At 64.5% G+C, this 14,854-nt stretch carries 16 protein-coding genes and 1 pseudogene; 8 read left to right on the top strand and 9 right to left on the bottom strand.

The window, feature by feature from the left end; genetic code table 11:
- Positions 1 to 7: 7 nt before the first annotated feature.
- Positions 8 to 1,015 (bottom strand): serine/threonine-protein kinase, encoded by a 1,008-nt coding sequence (locus ABZ827_RS11640; RefSeq protein ID WP_357236082.1) that lies wholly within the window; start codon positions 1,013 to 1,015, stop codon positions 8 to 10.
- Between the two features lie 49 nt (positions 1,016 to 1,064).
- Complete coding sequence (locus ABZ827_RS11635) at positions 1,065 to 3,092, bottom strand: N-6 DNA methylase (protein ID WP_357236080.1); 2,028 nt, start codon at positions 3,090 to 3,092, stop codon at positions 1,065 to 1,067.
- A gap of 185 nt (positions 3,093 to 3,277) precedes the next feature.
- On the opposite strand from ABZ827_RS11635, the gene ABZ827_RS11630 reads away from it, so the two are divergent.
- The 6 genes from ABZ827_RS11630 to ABZ827_RS11605 all read left to right on the top strand — a co-directional run bounded on the left by ABZ827_RS11630 (position 3,278) and on the right by ABZ827_RS11605 (position 8,364).
- On the top strand, positions 3,278 to 3,616 hold the full coding sequence (locus tag ABZ827_RS11630) for a hypothetical protein (protein WP_357236078.1): 339 nt from the start codon (positions 3,278 to 3,280) through the stop codon (positions 3,614 to 3,616).
- A 15-nt stretch (positions 3,617 to 3,631) separates the two neighbouring features.
- The gene (locus ABZ827_RS11625) at positions 3,632 to 3,931 is read left to right on the top strand and encodes a hypothetical protein (protein ID WP_357236076.1); all 300 of its coding nucleotides are present in this window, start codon (positions 3,632 to 3,634) and stop codon (positions 3,929 to 3,931) included.
- A gap of 121 nt (positions 3,932 to 4,052) precedes the next feature.
- Positions 4,053 to 4,709 (top strand): hypothetical protein, encoded by a 657-nt coding sequence (locus ABZ827_RS11620; protein ID WP_357236074.1) that lies wholly within the window; start codon positions 4,053 to 4,055, stop codon positions 4,707 to 4,709.
- 148 nt (positions 4,710 to 4,857) lie between these two features.
- On the top strand, positions 4,858 to 5,448 hold the full coding sequence (locus ABZ827_RS11615) for a DUF4352 domain-containing protein (protein ID WP_357236072.1): 591 nt from the start codon (positions 4,858 to 4,860) through the stop codon (positions 5,446 to 5,448).
- Positions 5,449 to 5,548: 100 nt separating this feature from the next.
- Positions 5,549 to 6,148 (top strand): exonuclease domain-containing protein, encoded by a 600-nt coding sequence (locus tag ABZ827_RS11610; protein ID WP_357236070.1) that lies wholly within the window; start codon positions 5,549 to 5,551, stop codon positions 6,146 to 6,148.
- A gap of 194 nt (positions 6,149 to 6,342) precedes the next feature.
- Positions 6,343 to 8,364 carry a DUF262 domain-containing protein gene (locus tag ABZ827_RS11605; RefSeq protein ID WP_357236068.1) on the top strand — a complete coding sequence of 674 codons (2,022 nt, stop codon included), beginning with the start codon at positions 6,343 to 6,345 and terminating at the stop codon, positions 8,362 to 8,364.
- 91 nt (positions 8,365 to 8,455) lie between these two features.
- On the opposite strand, the gene ABZ827_RS11600 is transcribed toward ABZ827_RS11605, so the two are convergent.
- A complete protein-coding gene (locus ABZ827_RS11600; protein WP_357236066.1) occupies positions 8,456 to 9,829 on the bottom strand; it encodes a helix-turn-helix transcriptional regulator in 1,374 nt (457 codons plus the stop codon).
- A 63-nt stretch (positions 9,830 to 9,892) separates the two neighbouring features.
- Here ABZ827_RS11600 and ABZ827_RS11595 point away from each other — a divergent pair, with 63 nt between their 5' ends.
- On the top strand, positions 9,893 to 10,243 hold the full coding sequence (locus ABZ827_RS11595) for a hypothetical protein (protein WP_357236065.1): 351 nt from the start codon (positions 9,893 to 9,895) through the stop codon (positions 10,241 to 10,243).
- A gap of 67 nt (positions 10,244 to 10,310) precedes the next feature.
- A complete protein-coding gene (locus tag ABZ827_RS11590; protein WP_357236064.1) occupies positions 10,311 to 10,634 on the top strand; it encodes a hypothetical protein in 324 nt (107 codons plus the stop codon).
- Positions 10,635 to 11,011: 377 nt separating this feature from the next.
- Here ABZ827_RS11590 and ABZ827_RS11585 read toward each other — a convergent pair whose 3' ends face one another.
- The 6 genes and pseudogenes from ABZ827_RS11585 to ABZ827_RS11560 form a co-directional block, all read right to left on the bottom strand.
- Positions 11,012 to 11,701, bottom strand: coding sequence for a hypothetical protein (locus tag ABZ827_RS11585; protein ID WP_357236062.1), 690 nt, complete (start codon positions 11,699 to 11,701; stop codon positions 11,012 to 11,014).
- A 54-nt stretch (positions 11,702 to 11,755) separates the two neighbouring features.
- The gene (locus ABZ827_RS11580) at positions 11,756 to 12,154 is read right to left on the bottom strand and encodes a hypothetical protein (RefSeq protein ID WP_357236060.1); all 399 of its coding nucleotides are present in this window, start codon (positions 12,152 to 12,154) and stop codon (positions 11,756 to 11,758) included.
- Positions 12,155 to 12,157: 3 nt separating this feature from the next.
- Complete coding sequence (locus ABZ827_RS11575) at positions 12,158 to 12,646, bottom strand: hypothetical protein (protein WP_357236058.1); 489 nt, start codon at positions 12,644 to 12,646, stop codon at positions 12,158 to 12,160.
- 15 nt (positions 12,647 to 12,661) lie between these two features.
- Complete coding sequence (locus ABZ827_RS11570; protein ID WP_357236620.1) at positions 12,662 to 13,162, bottom strand: deaminase domain-containing protein; 501 nt, start codon at positions 13,160 to 13,162, stop codon at positions 12,662 to 12,664.
- A gap of 74 nt (positions 13,163 to 13,236) precedes the next feature.
- Positions 13,237 to 13,830 (bottom strand): hypothetical protein, encoded by a 594-nt coding sequence (locus ABZ827_RS11565; RefSeq protein WP_357236679.1) that lies wholly within the window; start codon positions 13,828 to 13,830, stop codon positions 13,237 to 13,239.
- Positions 13,831 to 13,984: 154 nt separating this feature from the next.
- Positions 13,985 to 14,305: pseudogene (locus ABZ827_RS11560) on the bottom strand (toxin glutamine deamidase domain-containing protein); the annotation flags it as partial.
- Between the last annotated feature and the right edge of the window lie 549 nt (positions 14,306 to 14,854).

Genomic DNA, 14,854 nt, shown 5'->3' with positions numbered 1-14,854 from the left:
TGACCTTTCAGAATCGGGCGGTAGCGGCATACTCACGGCGCAGGCGTTCGGCGAGGCGGTGGATCACCGACCCCGGCGGAGCGACCGCGGACAAATCCTTGGGCACCGGTTTGGGTGGTGCGGCCTGCTCGGGATCGGTTTCGCGCTCCACATAGTTGCCGACGGCAAGACTGCGGATGGCGGCGTTCACTTGGCTGCCGACCAACCGCTCGCACCAGGCACGTACCTCGGGAACTGTCGGCCGGTCCGCCTGTTCATGCGCCAGCATGCGCCGGACGAGAGGCTCGAATTGATCGGGCAGGCCATCCAAGTCCGGCGGGGAATTCGGATCCGAGATCTTGAGCAGCCGCGCCGCGGTCACCCGGTCCCGATAGGGGTAGTGCCCGGTCAGCGAATACAGCAGAGTGGCGCCGAGCGAGTAGACATCCGAGGCCGTCGAGATCTGGCGCGGGCTGTTCACCTGCTCCGGAGACATGCACGGGGGCGTACCCAGATGTGCTGCACTTCCGGTCAGATCGCTCGGACCATCGGCAAAGGCAGCAAGCCCGAAATCGATCACCTTGGGGCCTTCCCGGCTCATCAGGACATTGCCCGGGGTGAGATCGCGGTGCAGCAGCTCAGCGGCATGGATGTCGGCCAGGGCTTTTGCCAGCAGCAAACCCAGGGTCGCTGCGTGCTCGAGGCTCAGACAGCCTCGCGTTTCCACCAGCTCTTTCACAGTGAGACCACGGATGTATTCGATCGCGATCCACGGCCGCTCGTCGGTCTCGTCGGACGCATCGAGCAGTGCCGCGATCTGGGGTCCCTGCACGGAGCGCAGCGCGTCGAGCTCGCGGAAGAAGCGCGCGCGCACCTCTTCCCTGCCCAGCAGATCTTCCCGGATCACTTTGACCGCCACCGGTTCGGCGTCGCCGGTGAGCCCGAAGTAGACGCGGCCCATCCCGCCGTAACCGAGCAGCCCGCGAATCGCGATCGGGCCGATCTGTTTGGGATCGGTGCTCTTCAGAGGCTGCACCGAGTCCTCCCCTCGGGGTCGCTGATGGTGTTCAGGGCTCCTTCGGTATTCACTTTCTACCTTTCCCCCGGGTGGTAGGCGCATCTTGGGCGGGTGGGTCGTGCGGTTCGAGGGCGCCGGCGGTGAGGCCGGTGCCGAGTAGCCCGGTGAGCCGGGCGGCGGAGCGTTCGGCGCGGCGGGCCGCGTGGCGTAATCGGTGCAGCCGTTGGAACATCACGCCGTATCGTTCCTGCTGGTCGATTGGTGGCAGCGGGATGCGGAGGCGGCTGGGGACCACGCGGATCGTGGTGGCGCCGACGGTGGCGGCAATGTTCTCGGGGCTTGCGACGAAACCCGCGAGGAACCACGGGTCGAGGCGGCCGGGGGTTGGGCGCAGGAGGAAGACGTTCGGGCCGATCAGGGCGCCGGCCTCTGCGCTACCCGCGACGCGGGCGCGAGGGTGTTCCTCACGGATACCGCGGAGCAGTGGAATCACCACGTCGCCGGGTTCGATGACCACCGGAACGGTCGGTATGCCGGGTTCCGCGATACCGGTCGGCCCGGTATCGGCGAGCAGGTCGCGGGTGGTGAGGACGGGCGCGCCGAAATACGAATCGTCGGTGGTTGTCTCCTCGTCGCGGCGCTGGCGGGCCAGATGGACTTCCACTGCACCGCCCTTGGCGAGGTCGGCGACCGTCGCGGTACGCCAGGTGTGTTCCGCTGTTCCGCGGAAGCGGGGTAGTTCGCCGAACTCGCAGCGGAGGTCGTCGATGGCGGATTCCAGGTCCCTCATCCCGGCGGTCGCGGCATCGGCGGTGCGGTCGGCGTCCACCACGGCACGGACATACCGCCCGGGAGTCAGGTCGACATCCTCGTCCAGGACGTCCATCACGCGAACCACAGCGGCTACATCGGGCATGGCCGCTTTTTCGCTACTGCTTTCGTCGAAATTGCGCCAGGATTCGAGGACGGTTTCGGCGAGGTCGCGTACGGCGCCCGGTTTCGCCGGGTCCGATGCCGGATCGAGGCGGGCGGCATCCACGAACATCACCTCGCCGGTCCGGTCGTCACCGGGGGCCGGGCCGCGAAGCACCCACAGGTGCAGGCCCAGCTGGCGCGGCGGTGCGGTGCCGGCCGGGAGACCGATCACCGCGCGCAACGCGCCCTGCCGCAGTAGCTCACCGCGGATCCGGCGGCCGGCGCCGCGGGAGGCGACGGCGGGCGGTAACAGCAGCACGGCCGTGCCGCCCTGCCGCAGATGCGCGAGCGCGTGCTGGACCCAGGCCAGTTCGGATTCGCCGCGTGGCGGCACCCCGTAGGTCCAGCGCGGGTCGAGGGCCAGTTCGTCGGCGCCCCAATCCCGTTGCTGGTTGGGCGGGTTGCACAGGACGATGTCGACTTCGAGATCGGGAAAGGCATCGGCTAGGAGACTGTCACCCACCTGGGTGTCCACCTCGATATCCGGTGCACCGAGCGCGACATTCAGTGCTGCCCGCTGTGCTTGCACCGGCAAGATGTCCTGCCCGTAGCATTCGCGGGCGCCGAGCCGGGCCGCCGCGGCGAGCAGGGTGCCGCTGCCGCATGCCGGGTCCAGGACCGCCTCGGCGTCCGCTCCGGGGGTTTGCGCCAGAACCGCCATCAGTCCCGCCACGTCGTCGGGGGTTGTATAGACACCGGTGGTCGGGCTCTCCTCCAAGCCGCGCTCGGCCAGGGCCTCGATGGCCGGGCCCAGCCCAGCGTCGGCAACCGCGGCCCGCACCGCGTGCACTACTTCGGACTTCTCGTCGTCCGCTGCCGGTGGACCGAGCGCGGCGCCGGCCGGGGCCAGCACCGCGAGCAAGGGTGGAATCTCGCCCGGCGCCACCTGCGCCCGCAGCACGGTTCGCAGATGGTGCAGCGGCGATTCCGTGGAATCCACGCCGTGTTCTCGCAGCCACTGCCGCACTTCGGCCAGATCGAACACCGGTCGTGATTCGCTGCCGCCCGCCGGAGACGGGAAGCCGGGATGCCGCCGGCGCCAGTTACTGACGGTCGCTCGGGTGACACCGGCCAGCCGGGAGATCTCCGCGGCGGTGACCAGTGGGGCGGTCTCGGACATACGCCTCCTTTCGTCAAGCAACAACTTAGGTTGCCAAAGCATCCACGTCAACCATCGAATTTACGATTGACAATGTTTTCACTTGCGCTACACACTTCGGCCGTCTAATGTTCTCGGCAGACGGCGACTGCCACGGAGCGCCGGCCTTCAACTCCGAATCCTTTTGTGTTGCAAGGAGTACCGCCATGTCTAACCACCGCGACCAGCTCATCGACCACGGATGTGACAAGGGCTACCGACGCCGCCTCGCCGCCCGCGGACACCGGCCGCTGCGGTTGCGGCACGGCGACGACCTCCGCGGCCTGCCGCCGCTCCCCCGCCGCAGCCGATGCGCGGACACCGGGAAGATCCGCTACTTCGACCCCGAAACCGCCGAGCTGGCACTGGCCGGCGTCGACCACCACAACCCCAGAAGACGGGAGCAGCGGGCCTACCGATGCCCGAAATGTGCCGGCTGGCATCTCACCAGCCAGGCCCGCAACAGCGGAAACAATCCCGCCGCCGGCCCCGAGCCGGTGGCCTGAATCCCAGGAGTCCGCGTGTCACTACGCACTCGCATCACCGCTTCCGTCCTCGCCGCCGGCGCCGCCACCGCGCTCACCGTCGGGCTCGGCACCGGCACCGCCAATGCCGAAACGCACCTCCGGCACTACTCCGGCTACGACGCCGAATGGGCCTGCAACGCCGACAAGGCCGCCTACGGCTCCGTCACCGGCGCGGTCGTGCTGTGCGATCGGCTGAATAACGGCCGCTACCGGCTCTCGGTGGTGCCCTACGGCGAGATGCCGCTGCACCTGCTGGGCCTGATGGCGACCGGCAGTTTCGACGGGCTCTCGTAGCTCCCCGCCGGGCCGCCGTCGCGTGCGGCGGCCCGGCCCGAGTCGACCGACTACAAGCAAACCCCGCGGGAAGCCCGCCGGGGCCGACCCCACACGCCCTGATCACGGAGAACCAACCCGGATGAAAATCAAGAAATTCACCGCTGCCGCCGCGCTGGCCATCGCCGCGCTGGGCGTGGTCGAGAACACCGCGGTCGCCGCACCGCAGCCGAGCGCCGGCAAAATCGCCGGCGTCGTGCCCGAAAGTGCTCGAGGTGTCGAGCAGGGCGTCGGCTACCTCGTGAGCCGTGACGGGCGGACGCTCGCCGCCGAGCTGACCGGCGCCACGTTCGCCATCACGGAGGACACGATCGATATCGTCGCCGGAAACGGCACCCACGTCGCAAGCCTTCCGCGCGCGGTGCAGGTCGGCGAGCACGTCCTCACGCTGGCGCCGCGCGTCGAAGCGAACGGCACGAAAATGGTCGCCGACGTCGCCGCGCAGGACATCGGCTACTGGCGCAAAACCTCACCGCGCCAGCGCAGCATCGAAGCCGGGGTCGGAATCGGCGGCGGTGTGGGCGCACTCACCGGGTTGTTCGTCGGCATGGTCGTCGGAATCGCCGCCGGTGGCCTGCTGATTCCGATCAGCGTGCCGATCGGCCTGCTCGCCGGAGCATTCGGCGGCATGGCGCTCGGCGGCGCGGCGGGCGCGGCCATCCCGAACTCCGATGTCCCGGACAAGTGGGACTACCAGGAGGAATGCGAATACATCGGCGACCACCGCTACTGCTGGTAGCCGGCCTCCCCCATGAACCCGCTGGGTCGCCGTCCACCGGCGACCCGGCGTTCGCCCCGCCCCACAGCGAAATACACGCAACCTCGCGGCCGGCGCCGCCGGGCTGATCCCGCATGTCCTAATCCCCCGAATCAAGGAGTCCGGTCAGATGACCAACCCCCAATATCCCCTCCCCTATCCGCAGTCCCCGCGCAAGAGCCGCACTGGACTCTGGATCGTCCTCGGCGCACTCGGCTTCTTCATCCTGCTCTGCGGCGGATGCGCCGGCCTCATCGCCACCAGCGCAGATGACACCGACACACCGAGCAGCAGCGTGACCGCCGGTTCCGCACCCGATGACGGTCCTGCCCTCGCACCTGCCGGATCGGAAGTGCGCGATGGCAAGTTCGCGTTCGTGGTCACGCAGGTCGAGCCGCCGGTGAAAACGGTCGGCGGCGACTACCTGAGCAAAGCCGCACAGGGCGAGTTCATCCTCGTCCACATCGATGTCACCAACACCAGCGACCAGCCGCAGTCCTACTTCGGCAGCAACCAGAAACTGATCGACGCCCAGGGCCGGGAGTTCACCAACGACACCGAGGCCGAGATCTACCTGAACGACGACGTCTACACCGATATCAACCCCGGCAACAAGTTCTCGGTGATCCTCGCCTTCGATGTCCCCGTCGGCACCGACCCCGCGGCCCTGGAGTTCCACGATTCGATGTTCTCCGGCGGCGTCCAGGTCGCGGTGCGGTGAGATGCAGACCCCGGCGAGCTCGAATACAGCGCATCTCCCCTCGCACCACACATCTTTCCGGGCTTGGAACAACTCGCCCATCACCTCTGAAAGCAGGCCGATGACCACCTCCCTGAACTTCGCCGCCTTCGATGTCGAGACAGCAAACCCGAAATACGGCAGCATCTGCTCGATCGGCGTCGCGATCGTCCGTAACGGAGCCCGGGTGGGCACGCGCACCTGGCTCTGCCGGCCGCCCGCACCCGTCGACAACTTCAATCCCGTGAACATCCGGATCCACGGCATCACCGCTGAAATGGTGGCAAGGCAACCCTCTTTCGCCGAGCAACTGCGGGCAGCAGTGACGGCTATCGACGGACTGCCGGTCGTCGCACACAATGCCGCCTTCGATATGGCGGCACTGGTACAAGCGTGCGGGCACAGCCGAGTGCCGGTCCCGAGCTGGCAATACGGCTGCACCCGCCGGTGGGCGAAACAACACCTCCCGCATCTGCACCGGCACGGGTTGAAGGAGGTCGCCGCCGCTCTCGGTACCCGCATCGACCGGCACCACGAGGCCGGCGCCGACGCGGCCGCAGCAGCAGATATCGCGATCACCATCGCCACTCGCGTCGGCGCCCACGATTTGGTGGCCCTGGCAAAGGCCACTGGCACACGCCTCGGCTCGCTCGGGCCGAGCGGCAACATCGGCTGCCGCTGACCGTTGAAGTGCGATGCCGTCCAATAGTTTCGCTTGAAACATGATGGGCGGCACCGCCGATATGCCCCCGAGCTCGTACTCACGGGGGGTGCCCCCCAACCCCTTACGGCCGGTCGATCCGCCTCCGGTCGAATCCGCCGAGGAGGACAACCGTAGTGGTCGCCGCGCAGGAAACCAGTCTGCAAAAGATACTGGTGGGAGCTTCGCAATATTTGGTGCCGCTGTACCAGCGGCCCTACCAGTGGGGCCTGGACAACTTCAAGGAGCTGTGGCGCGATATCACCCAGCTCGCCGAAGACCTGACCGACGACATCCACACCACCCACTTCATCGGCTCGGTGGTCCTAGCACCCGTGCCTGGTGGCGTGGCGGGCTCGATCACCAGGTATCTGGTCGTCGACGGGCAACAGCGACTCACCACCCTGACTCTCCTTCTCGCCGCCATCAGAGACCACCTCGGTGAACTCGACGAACCCCCACGCCGCGATATCGACCGCATCCACAACCAGCTGCTGACCAACCAGTACGAGGACGACCCACTCCGCCTGAAACTGCTACCCACGCAGACCGACAGAGACTCCTACGCCGCGGTGATCGACGGCCTTCCCACGGCGGGCGGCGAAGACAATATCGGCGCTGCCTACCGATTCTTCCGGGCACGGCTGGCCGAACCGGCGGATCCGGACGCACCCTATGATGCGGTGCATATCGCGCAAGCTGTCGTATCCGGTCTCTCAGTAGTCTCGATCAGCACGGATCACGGCGACAACGTCCATCGCATCTTCCAGTCTCTCAACAACACCGGGTTGAAGCTGACCCAAGGTGACCTGTTGCGCAACTACCTCTTCATGCGGATGCCCAATCGTAGCGACGAGGTGTACCGCTCACTCTGGCGTCCGCTGCAGGACGCTCTAGTCGACAACGAACGTCTCGAAACGCTGTTCTGGCTCGATCTGCTGCAGACCAAGGCGAAGGTAAAACAGACGCAAACCTTCGCCGGACAGCAGGCCCGGCTGGACAAGTTCACGCATGAGGACGAGATCGTGGCCGAGGTCGAGCGGATCTCCGCGCTCGGCCACCTGTACCGGCTGATGCTGCAGCCGACGGAAGAAATCGCCCCTGCCGTGCGGCAGCGACTCGTGCGATTGAACGAATGGGGTTCCACCACACCGGCACCTCTGGTGCTGCACCTGCTGGCACTACGCGACCGTGGCGACGCCACATCGGAGCAAGTCGCACGCGCACTGCTCTATATCGAATCGCTGCTGGTCCGGCGTTTCCTGGCCGGAACGGCAACGCAGAGCCTGAACAGGCTCTTCCCCGCAGCAGTACACGAACTCGATCGGACACTTCCGGTCGACGAAGCCCTCCACCGCTATCTGTCCGAAGGGCGCAAGCACTACGCCTCCGATGAAAAGCTCACCGAAGCGATTCTCACCTCCCCCTTGTACAACACCGGCCGCGCCGCCCAACGAAAAACGATGCTCGCCTGGATCGAGGAGCTGTTCACACCCAAGGAGCATGTATCACCTGAATCGCTGACGGTCGAGCACGTGATGCCGCAAACGTTGTCAGCCCAGTGGAGGGACGAGCTGGGCGCCGTATACGGCACGGACAACGTCGACGAACTCCATGATCGCCTGGTTCACACCCTGGGTAACCTGACGCTCACCGGATACAACGAATCGCTCGGCAACCACGGTTTCGACCGCAAACGAGAGACGCTCAGCGCAAGCAGTATCCGAATGAACCAGGTCATCGGGGCACATTCCGAATGGGGTCCCAAGCAGATCGAGCAGCGCGGGCGTGAACTGGCTCAGCTGATCATCGCCGCATGGCCCGGGCCGGCTTTCCTGACCGGTCCGTTCAGGGACGACAACCCACTCTGGCAGTCGATGCACCGGCTACTGGCACTCCTACCTGCCGGGCATTGGACCACCTATGGCGATCTCGCCAAAGTCCTCGGCACCGCCGCACAGCCGCTGGGGAACCGGCTGGCGACGGTGCCCGCTCCGAACGCGCACCGAGTACTCACCGCGCAAGGCGAGATCTCCGCATCGTTTCGATGGATCGAACCGGATCGCAAAGATGAACCGCGGCAGATTCTGGAGCAGGAGGGAATCCAATTCACCGGTGGCAGGGCAGCTTCCGCCCAGCGCTTGCCCATCGAGGCGCTCGCCGCGCTACGAGAGACAGCCGACGACGGTCTCGAATAAGTAGTGCTCAGCGACAGCGAGCAAACGGCGACGGCGCGGGTTCCAGCCTCACAGTCTCTCGGTAACACCGGGCCGTAGCTGCCACATTCTCCTACCGGCCGTATCCGGCACCGGCAAGAATGTCCCGCAATTGCCCGGCCTCGTCGCGCGCCGAGGGCACGGGCTCAACAGTGTCGAGGTAGCCGATCGCGTCCAAGAGGGTGGTGGCGGTACGGGTAGAACGGATCTCATCGACCAGGGGCATCACGCGCCTGACCGTATCGCTCGCGTCCCGCCACGCGTGCGCGCGGATTTGCGCGTTGAACAGTGCGGCGAGGTGATGGTAGCGAGAGCGGACCTCGCGGTGTGGGGTGAATTCGACCGAGGCGGCGAAGGTATCGACCGCTGCGCTCCAGTCGGCACAATTGCTGTGGATAACGGCTTCGTGCCAGGCCATTTCCCGGTCGTCGATCCACCAGGCCCACGACGGGTCGTCATCACGGGTGCCATCGAGGTAGAGGGATCGTGCCCGGCGAAACGAGCGTTTGGCCGAGGCCTCGTCGCCCGCCTGCGCGAAAGCACGGGCCTCGCGAATGCGGAACAACGCTTCCAACCGGGGAGAGAGCGCACGAGTTTCCAGCACCATTCTCGCGATACGCAGGGCTTCCGCCGGGCGTCCGAGGTCACCGGCGTGCATGGCCATGTTCTGCAAGATCAGCAGTTCGATGCTCCGATCGCCCGCCAACCGGGTCAGGTGCAATGCTTCGTTGTTCACTTGGCGCACGAGTTCGTGTTTGCCTGCGTCGTAGAGCAGCCACCCCGTGACCTCACCGATCTCTCCGGCCGCCGCACACAGTTCGCGCTCGGTCCCCGGATCACAGCGCACGCTTCCCAGTTTCCGGTGCACCGATCGAAACAACTGGAGAGCGAATTCCGAAGATTGGTCACCACCGAAGGTGGCATCGAGATCGACAAGCTGTGGGATACGGCTGCGGAGTGTGTCGACGTAATCGTCGTCGATGTCCACCGATACCGCAGGGCAATCGATAGGTCCCACACAAACGGGTGAGTGTTGAGCAGACGGTAGGTGACCATCTACGCCCACCTCTGGCGACACGGCGCACCGGTTGGTACGGATAGGCGCGTCCAGATCCTTTAACGCGGCATCGAAACGTGCCCGCTGCTCATGGTCGAGTCTGCCGTGGGTGGTGTCCATGCACTCGGCGTACTTCGTACCCAGGGTGATGTCAGCACCCCTCCGCTCCCATTTGCCAACCGCCTCGATCGAACAACCGATCCGGTCGGCGAACTGAACCTGCGTGTCCCGCAACGCTGTACGCAACGCGGCGATCTCGAGCCCGGTCCACTTGATGATCGTCATTTCTCGGCGTTCTCCCCTCCGCTGTAATACCGCCAGGGTACGGACTGAGTACGGGTTCGGTGTGTCCTTCTGACGCAACAACACAGCAAGGCTGGAAGTGAACATCTTCCGCTATCAGAACAGGCGCACGCTCGACTTTCGCCCCGACAGAACCCGGAGCCGACCGTAATGCCCGTACCCGCAGCCGAAACCAGTACCCGCAAGCCGATCAGCGTGGACCCGACCCCCGCCGGCACTGCGTCTATCGACGACCACCTGCGTCAGGAACTACCGAAACTCCCCACCAGACGCGCGCACAACCAGTCGATGGCGGCCGCCCTCCGACTCTGGCACACCCGCAACCGCGACCTCCTCGAACGCGTCGCCGCCGGCCTCCGCCACCTCGACCACCCGGCAGCCTGCAAGAGCACCGACCCCATCCGCGGGCGAGCGCACGCCATCCACCTGATGGCCGACCACACCAAACACAACTGCCCCCGGTTCCGGCTCGCGGCCCAGTACATCGAGGCACAACAGTGACCGCCGGACCGACGGAGTGCGGCCCGGTCCTGTTACGTCCAAATCGAATCGGGGAGGGGCAAGCGCTGTGACGGAACCGGACGCACCGAGACGGGCGGCTGCCCTCCTGCACAGCACCCACGACCCGGCCACCTACGAAGCACTGACGCGGAAACACCGGCTGACCGTCGTCCACACCATCCACACCGATACCGTCGCCGTCCTGGCCGCGCTGATCGCCGTCCAGTACGCCCTCGAGCACGCCGCGGACGCGGTCGTGATCCCCCACCTCGGCACCCTCGGGCCGCGCACCCCGTGGTGGCTGGTCACCCAAGCCGCCGACCTGATCACCGGAACGCAGAAGTATCCCCTCGGGTCGGCACTCACCACACAGCACAGGACCGAACAGTGATCGCGCTAGGATTCGCCATCGCGATCGGCCTGCCACTCGCCGTGCTGATCCTGTCGGTGATACTGCCCGAACGCCGGGACAAGCCATGAACCATCCTCGTCCGATGGCATCGCCCCGGGCACTCTCCGGGGTTGCCGGCCGAACGGGACAACTGCGTGGCCCGTCGGCGCCATCGCTTGCGCAGTTGTCCGATTCCGCCACAGCCTGTTTCGGCTCGCCTCAGATTTGTCCGTTGCGGGGTACTCGGGACCGGTTCGCCGATCGAATCGGATTTCTGTCGAGCCCGATTCCGCGATGCGCGACGAGACCGGGCGGTTTCGGGAGGTCCTGGCGACCAAGCGCGCAATACCGCGGTCGAACACGGTGATTCCGAGGACTCACATACTCCTCGGGCGACCGGGTTCCGGTGGTACATCGAATACGATGCCCCGTTCCTCGTCCGCCTTGATCTGCGCGTCGACTTCTTTGAGTTCGTTCCACAGCGAGAGGATCATGGAGCCCCACAAACCCATGCTCGGTGCGCCCCCGGGGTTGAAATGTATGACACTGTTCTCAATGGGGCAGATGTAGTCCAGAATGTACATTCCGCTCAGCGATATTCGAAGAAAGGGGTTGGTGTCTGCGGGTAGGAACTGTGCCGATGTGTATACCTCGAGCACTCTTTCTTCGCCCTCGTATTTCAGAGGCGCCTTATCAGGCATATCTTCGAGCGCAACTGCCAATAATTCCGCTCCGGAAAGTCCCCGCACGAAGTCGCCGGCACGGCAGTACCCCTTCATGGTTCGCCAGAATATCAATTCGAATTCGTTGGCGAATTTCATTCCCGCTGTACTCGGGACAGGAATGAATCCGTCGTTCATCCAGTATTCTTCGCTCACATTGCCTGCATCATCGGCTTTCCGTCCGGACATAACGTTCTCCGGAAAGATCGGTCCGTCGCGACTGACCGCGGGATCCACGTAGTAGAACCACTTCCCGGGGCTCCTGCGTGCGGTTGCCCGATCGTTCTCCGATATCGGTGGAAGTGCGGGCCTTCCGAGCCGATTGAATATGCGAACGTCGGTCATGAAAATCCCTCCGGGATCAATGGATTGTACTGTGGTCGGGTGATGATCTTCGATCTAGAAGTACTCGAGCATCTCGGAGTCGAATTCGGGTGAAAGTGTGATGTCGGTGGGTGGGGTGTAGTTTTTTGTGCGAACATGCTCGAGAAACTCTTCCGGAATGTCGATATTGTATCGACCGAAGTAATGGACCGAGTCGACTCGCCATATCCATTCGCCATCGGAAATGAGAGACGATGCGCTGGCGATTTTGTCGGTTTTGTTCAGCATATCTATCACTACATCGAGGACATCGAGGACGCCTGGGGAGGATTTCATGTACCGCGCAATGCGTTCGCGATCGTCTATGGCGCTGCTGGTCAACGCGTCGAATATTGAGGGTAGTTCCTGGTGACGTCCAGGCTCGTACATTTCACGGTACAGTCCGACCGGCTTCGGTGTCACTATCGGTTTCACTTTTCATCTCCGGTGGAGTCTGTCGTCCAGTTCCGCCCTTCGTGGCAACTCTGCAAAATTTCTGCGAATCCATTCCGAGAATGTAGTGCTGCTTCTCCGGAGTGGTCTTCCTCCGGTGTATATCCAGAAGTGCGGATCGTTGGACGGTAGGTCCTCTTTTCTGAAGAAATTGAACATGTACCCCTGGTGTGTCTCGAATATAAATGATTCAGCAAACGGGGAAAAATCCCCTTCGTAATCTTCTTCCACGATCTCGCGGGCGACTACTTTTGCTTCCATGGTCCATTCGTAGTCCCACTCGCCACCGCGGCTCAACCAGTACGGATTCTTCCCGCTGAACAAGAGGAACTCGCGGTAAGAAAACGGTAATTCGGATACCGACTGAGCGTACTGCAATTCGTCTACTTCGACGTCAGCGCATCCCTTGATTTCGTCCTGGGTGACCAAACCTGTCTCCAAGAGCGGTTTGACCAGTTCGTTCAGATAACTCATTTGATCGTTGACCTCCTACAGGGTTGGCCGATCCCGGCGAACCGGCGGGTACGGTAGGGTGTAATATACATCGATCCGCAGTCCTGGATACATATCTTGGAAAGCTCGAATAGTAGGCTCGCAGGAGTTGCAGGGCTGCTGTTCCGAGAATATTCTCACGTGCCCGTTTATGCGATTTATTCCGTTGTTGTCGGGTGGGTACTCTTCCTGTATTTCCCGAAGCAGATGCTCCAACATATTGTTCTCCGCATCGTTCTCCCTCAAGTCGTCTTCCGAAATATCGGGAACTATTCGATTGAGCGATGCTGGAGGTGCGGTCGGTGGCGCGGTTTCGCCGGACGCAACATTTCGTGTGACGTCTCTCGTGCCGCTGAATCCCGCAAAAGCGCCGGAGAGGTCGCCGATTCGGAACTCGAGCGCACCGCCCATTGTTCTCCAGCCCACCTGCGCTGCCCGCCGGGCCGCACGCTGCAGATCGACGAGATCTCGGATCTCGGGGGCTTCCGCATCGAGCATGCGGAAGCATGGTTCACGATCGGACGGAGGATCCGTGTCCCTTCCGGCGCCCGCGGTGGTGGGGGGTGTCGGGTCTAGTGGTCGAAACTCCCCTGGTCGGGCCATACCCCCCGGTTGGTGCGGCGGTACTGCATGATCCACGCCGCCACCTGTTCCGGTATCCGGTCGCCGGGCAGGAATTCCCGGGGCTGGACGTCGTGGGTCTGCTTGTTGATCTCCAGGGGGAATATGCTGCCGGCCAGGTACGGGTTGTCGAAGCTCACCGAGTACCCGACTATCAGGGCGTCCTCCCATTCCTTCTGGAAATGCACCTGGGGGACGCGATGGTGAGTTCGGGGTGGTTCCGGGATCCATGCGGGGGGCGGCGGGGGCTGCCTGGGGTAGATCTGTACGGCCTCGGGTCGGCTGCCCGCCTCCTTGGAGGTGTGGAAGCTGCTGGTGATCATTCCGAGCGACCAGCTCGGGTACTCGTAGATCGCTCCGTTCTCCGCGTCGACTACCAGCTTCGGCATCCCGACGTCCTGTTGGGTCGAGGTTTCGTGCTGGGTCGGTATCGGGGAGCACACCCACCCGTGATCGATCTGGTAGATCCGGTACTCCCGGTCGGGTTCGAGGATCTGTGCCAGATGGGTTTTCACCTGTTCCTCGGTCTCGAACTGTGCCGGCATCGGGTGCTCCTGTCGGGGAGGGAATGACGTTGAACCATAGGCCGGCCGAGTCGGCGATCAGGTCCTGCGGCGGGCCTTCGGCCAGGCGGTTGCCCTGGGGGTCCACCCATACCGGGCCGTCGGCGCCGAGCGGGTAGACGATGGCGATGGCGTGGTTGCCGTCGGTGACAGGCCGGCCGTCGGGGCTGTACTGGAATTCTCTGGTGGCGGGGTCACGGGCATGCCATTGGTTGACGACGAACGCCGCGGCACCCGGCCCCAGGCGGGCGACTTGATCGTGCAGGCCGCGGAATTGCTCGTTGATGGTGCTGCCGAGGTCGAATCCGGACCGCAGGTCCTGGCCGAGCCAGGCTGCCGCGCGCCGCAGGCTGTCGGCCTCGCCGGCCGTCACCCGCCCGTACGCATCGGGTTGCTCGGCTCGCCAGCACGGCGCGGCGACCAGGGGCCGGCCGAAGAACGACGAGAGGAGAGCCATGCAGCTTTCGACGCAATTGTTGTTGCGGCCGGGAACGCTGGTACCGCCGTCGTTGATCCGCGAGAAGTAGGGATTTGTTCGTGGGTCGGCGAACATCTGGAAGTGGTCGCCGGTGCGCAGGGCGTCCTCGACGGCGGCTTGGTATTCCGGACGTTCGACAGGCCGGAGGTATCCATCCGCGAAGACTCGGCCCTGGGAAGGGTCGGCGAAGGGGGCGCGGGTATTCGCGGTGGCGATATCGTTGCCGATCACGCGGAGGTCCGCGGTGTTCAGGCCGGGATCCCCTGGTCGGCTCGGGCCGATTCCCAACTGGTCGCGCACGAAGCCGGCGAGAGTGCCGGGATCCGCGTGATGCGGATTCCAGATGCCCGGCCCGTTCTGCCGGGGGTCGACGGAAACCTGGATATTCGCGGCCGCCGGATCGCTGGTGTAGACGATATCGAGCAGGATCCGTTCGCCGCCCGGGAGTTCGTGGCCGCGGTTGAAGGCGCTGTCGACGGTTGTCTGTACGGATTCCATCACCCGGTGCACATCCGCGCGGGGCACATC

It is taken from the genome of Nocardia sp. NPDC019395, from assembly GCF_040632335.1.
GTDB lineage: Bacteria > Actinomycetota > Actinomycetes > Mycobacteriales > Mycobacteriaceae > Nocardia.
Note: the sequence above shows the minus strand (reverse complement) of the source record. Positions and strands in the feature narration are given on the sequence as shown.

Coding starts and splice junctions, on each gene's coding strand:
- ABZ827_RS11635 (WP_357236080.1), bottom strand. CDS start 3,092: ATGTCCGAGACCGCCCCACTGGTCACCGCCGCGGAGATCTCCCGGCTG.
- ABZ827_RS11630 (WP_357236078.1), top strand. CDS start 3,278: ATGTCTAACCACCGCGACCAGCTCATCGACCACGGATGTGACAAGGGC.
- ABZ827_RS11620 (WP_357236074.1), top strand. CDS start 4,053: ATGAAAATCAAGAAATTCACCGCTGCCGCCGCGCTGGCCATCGCCGCG.
- ABZ827_RS11615 (WP_357236072.1), top strand. CDS start 4,858: ATGACCAACCCCCAATATCCCCTCCCCTATCCGCAGTCCCCGCGCAAG.
- ABZ827_RS11610 (WP_357236070.1), top strand. CDS start 5,549: ATGACCACCTCCCTGAACTTCGCCGCCTTCGATGTCGAGACAGCAAAC.
- ABZ827_RS11600 (WP_357236066.1), bottom strand. CDS start 9,829: ATGTTCACTTCCAGCCTTGCTGTGTTGTTGCGTCAGAAGGACACACCG.
- ABZ827_RS11595 (WP_357236065.1), top strand. CDS start 9,893: ATGCCCGTACCCGCAGCCGAAACCAGTACCCGCAAGCCGATCAGCGTG.
- ABZ827_RS11585 (WP_357236062.1), bottom strand. CDS start 11,701: ATGACCGACGTTCGCATATTCAATCGGCTCGGAAGGCCCGCACTTCCA.
- ABZ827_RS11575 (WP_357236058.1), bottom strand. CDS start 12,646: ATGAGTTATCTGAACGAACTGGTCAAACCGCTCTTGGAGACAGGTTTG.
- ABZ827_RS11570 (WP_357236620.1), bottom strand. CDS start 13,162: ATGCTCGATGCGGAAGCCCCCGAGATCCGAGATCTCGTCGATCTGCAG.
- ABZ827_RS11565 (WP_357236679.1), bottom strand. CDS start 13,830: ATGCCGGCACAGTTCGAGACCGAGGAACAGGTGAAAACCCATCTGGCA.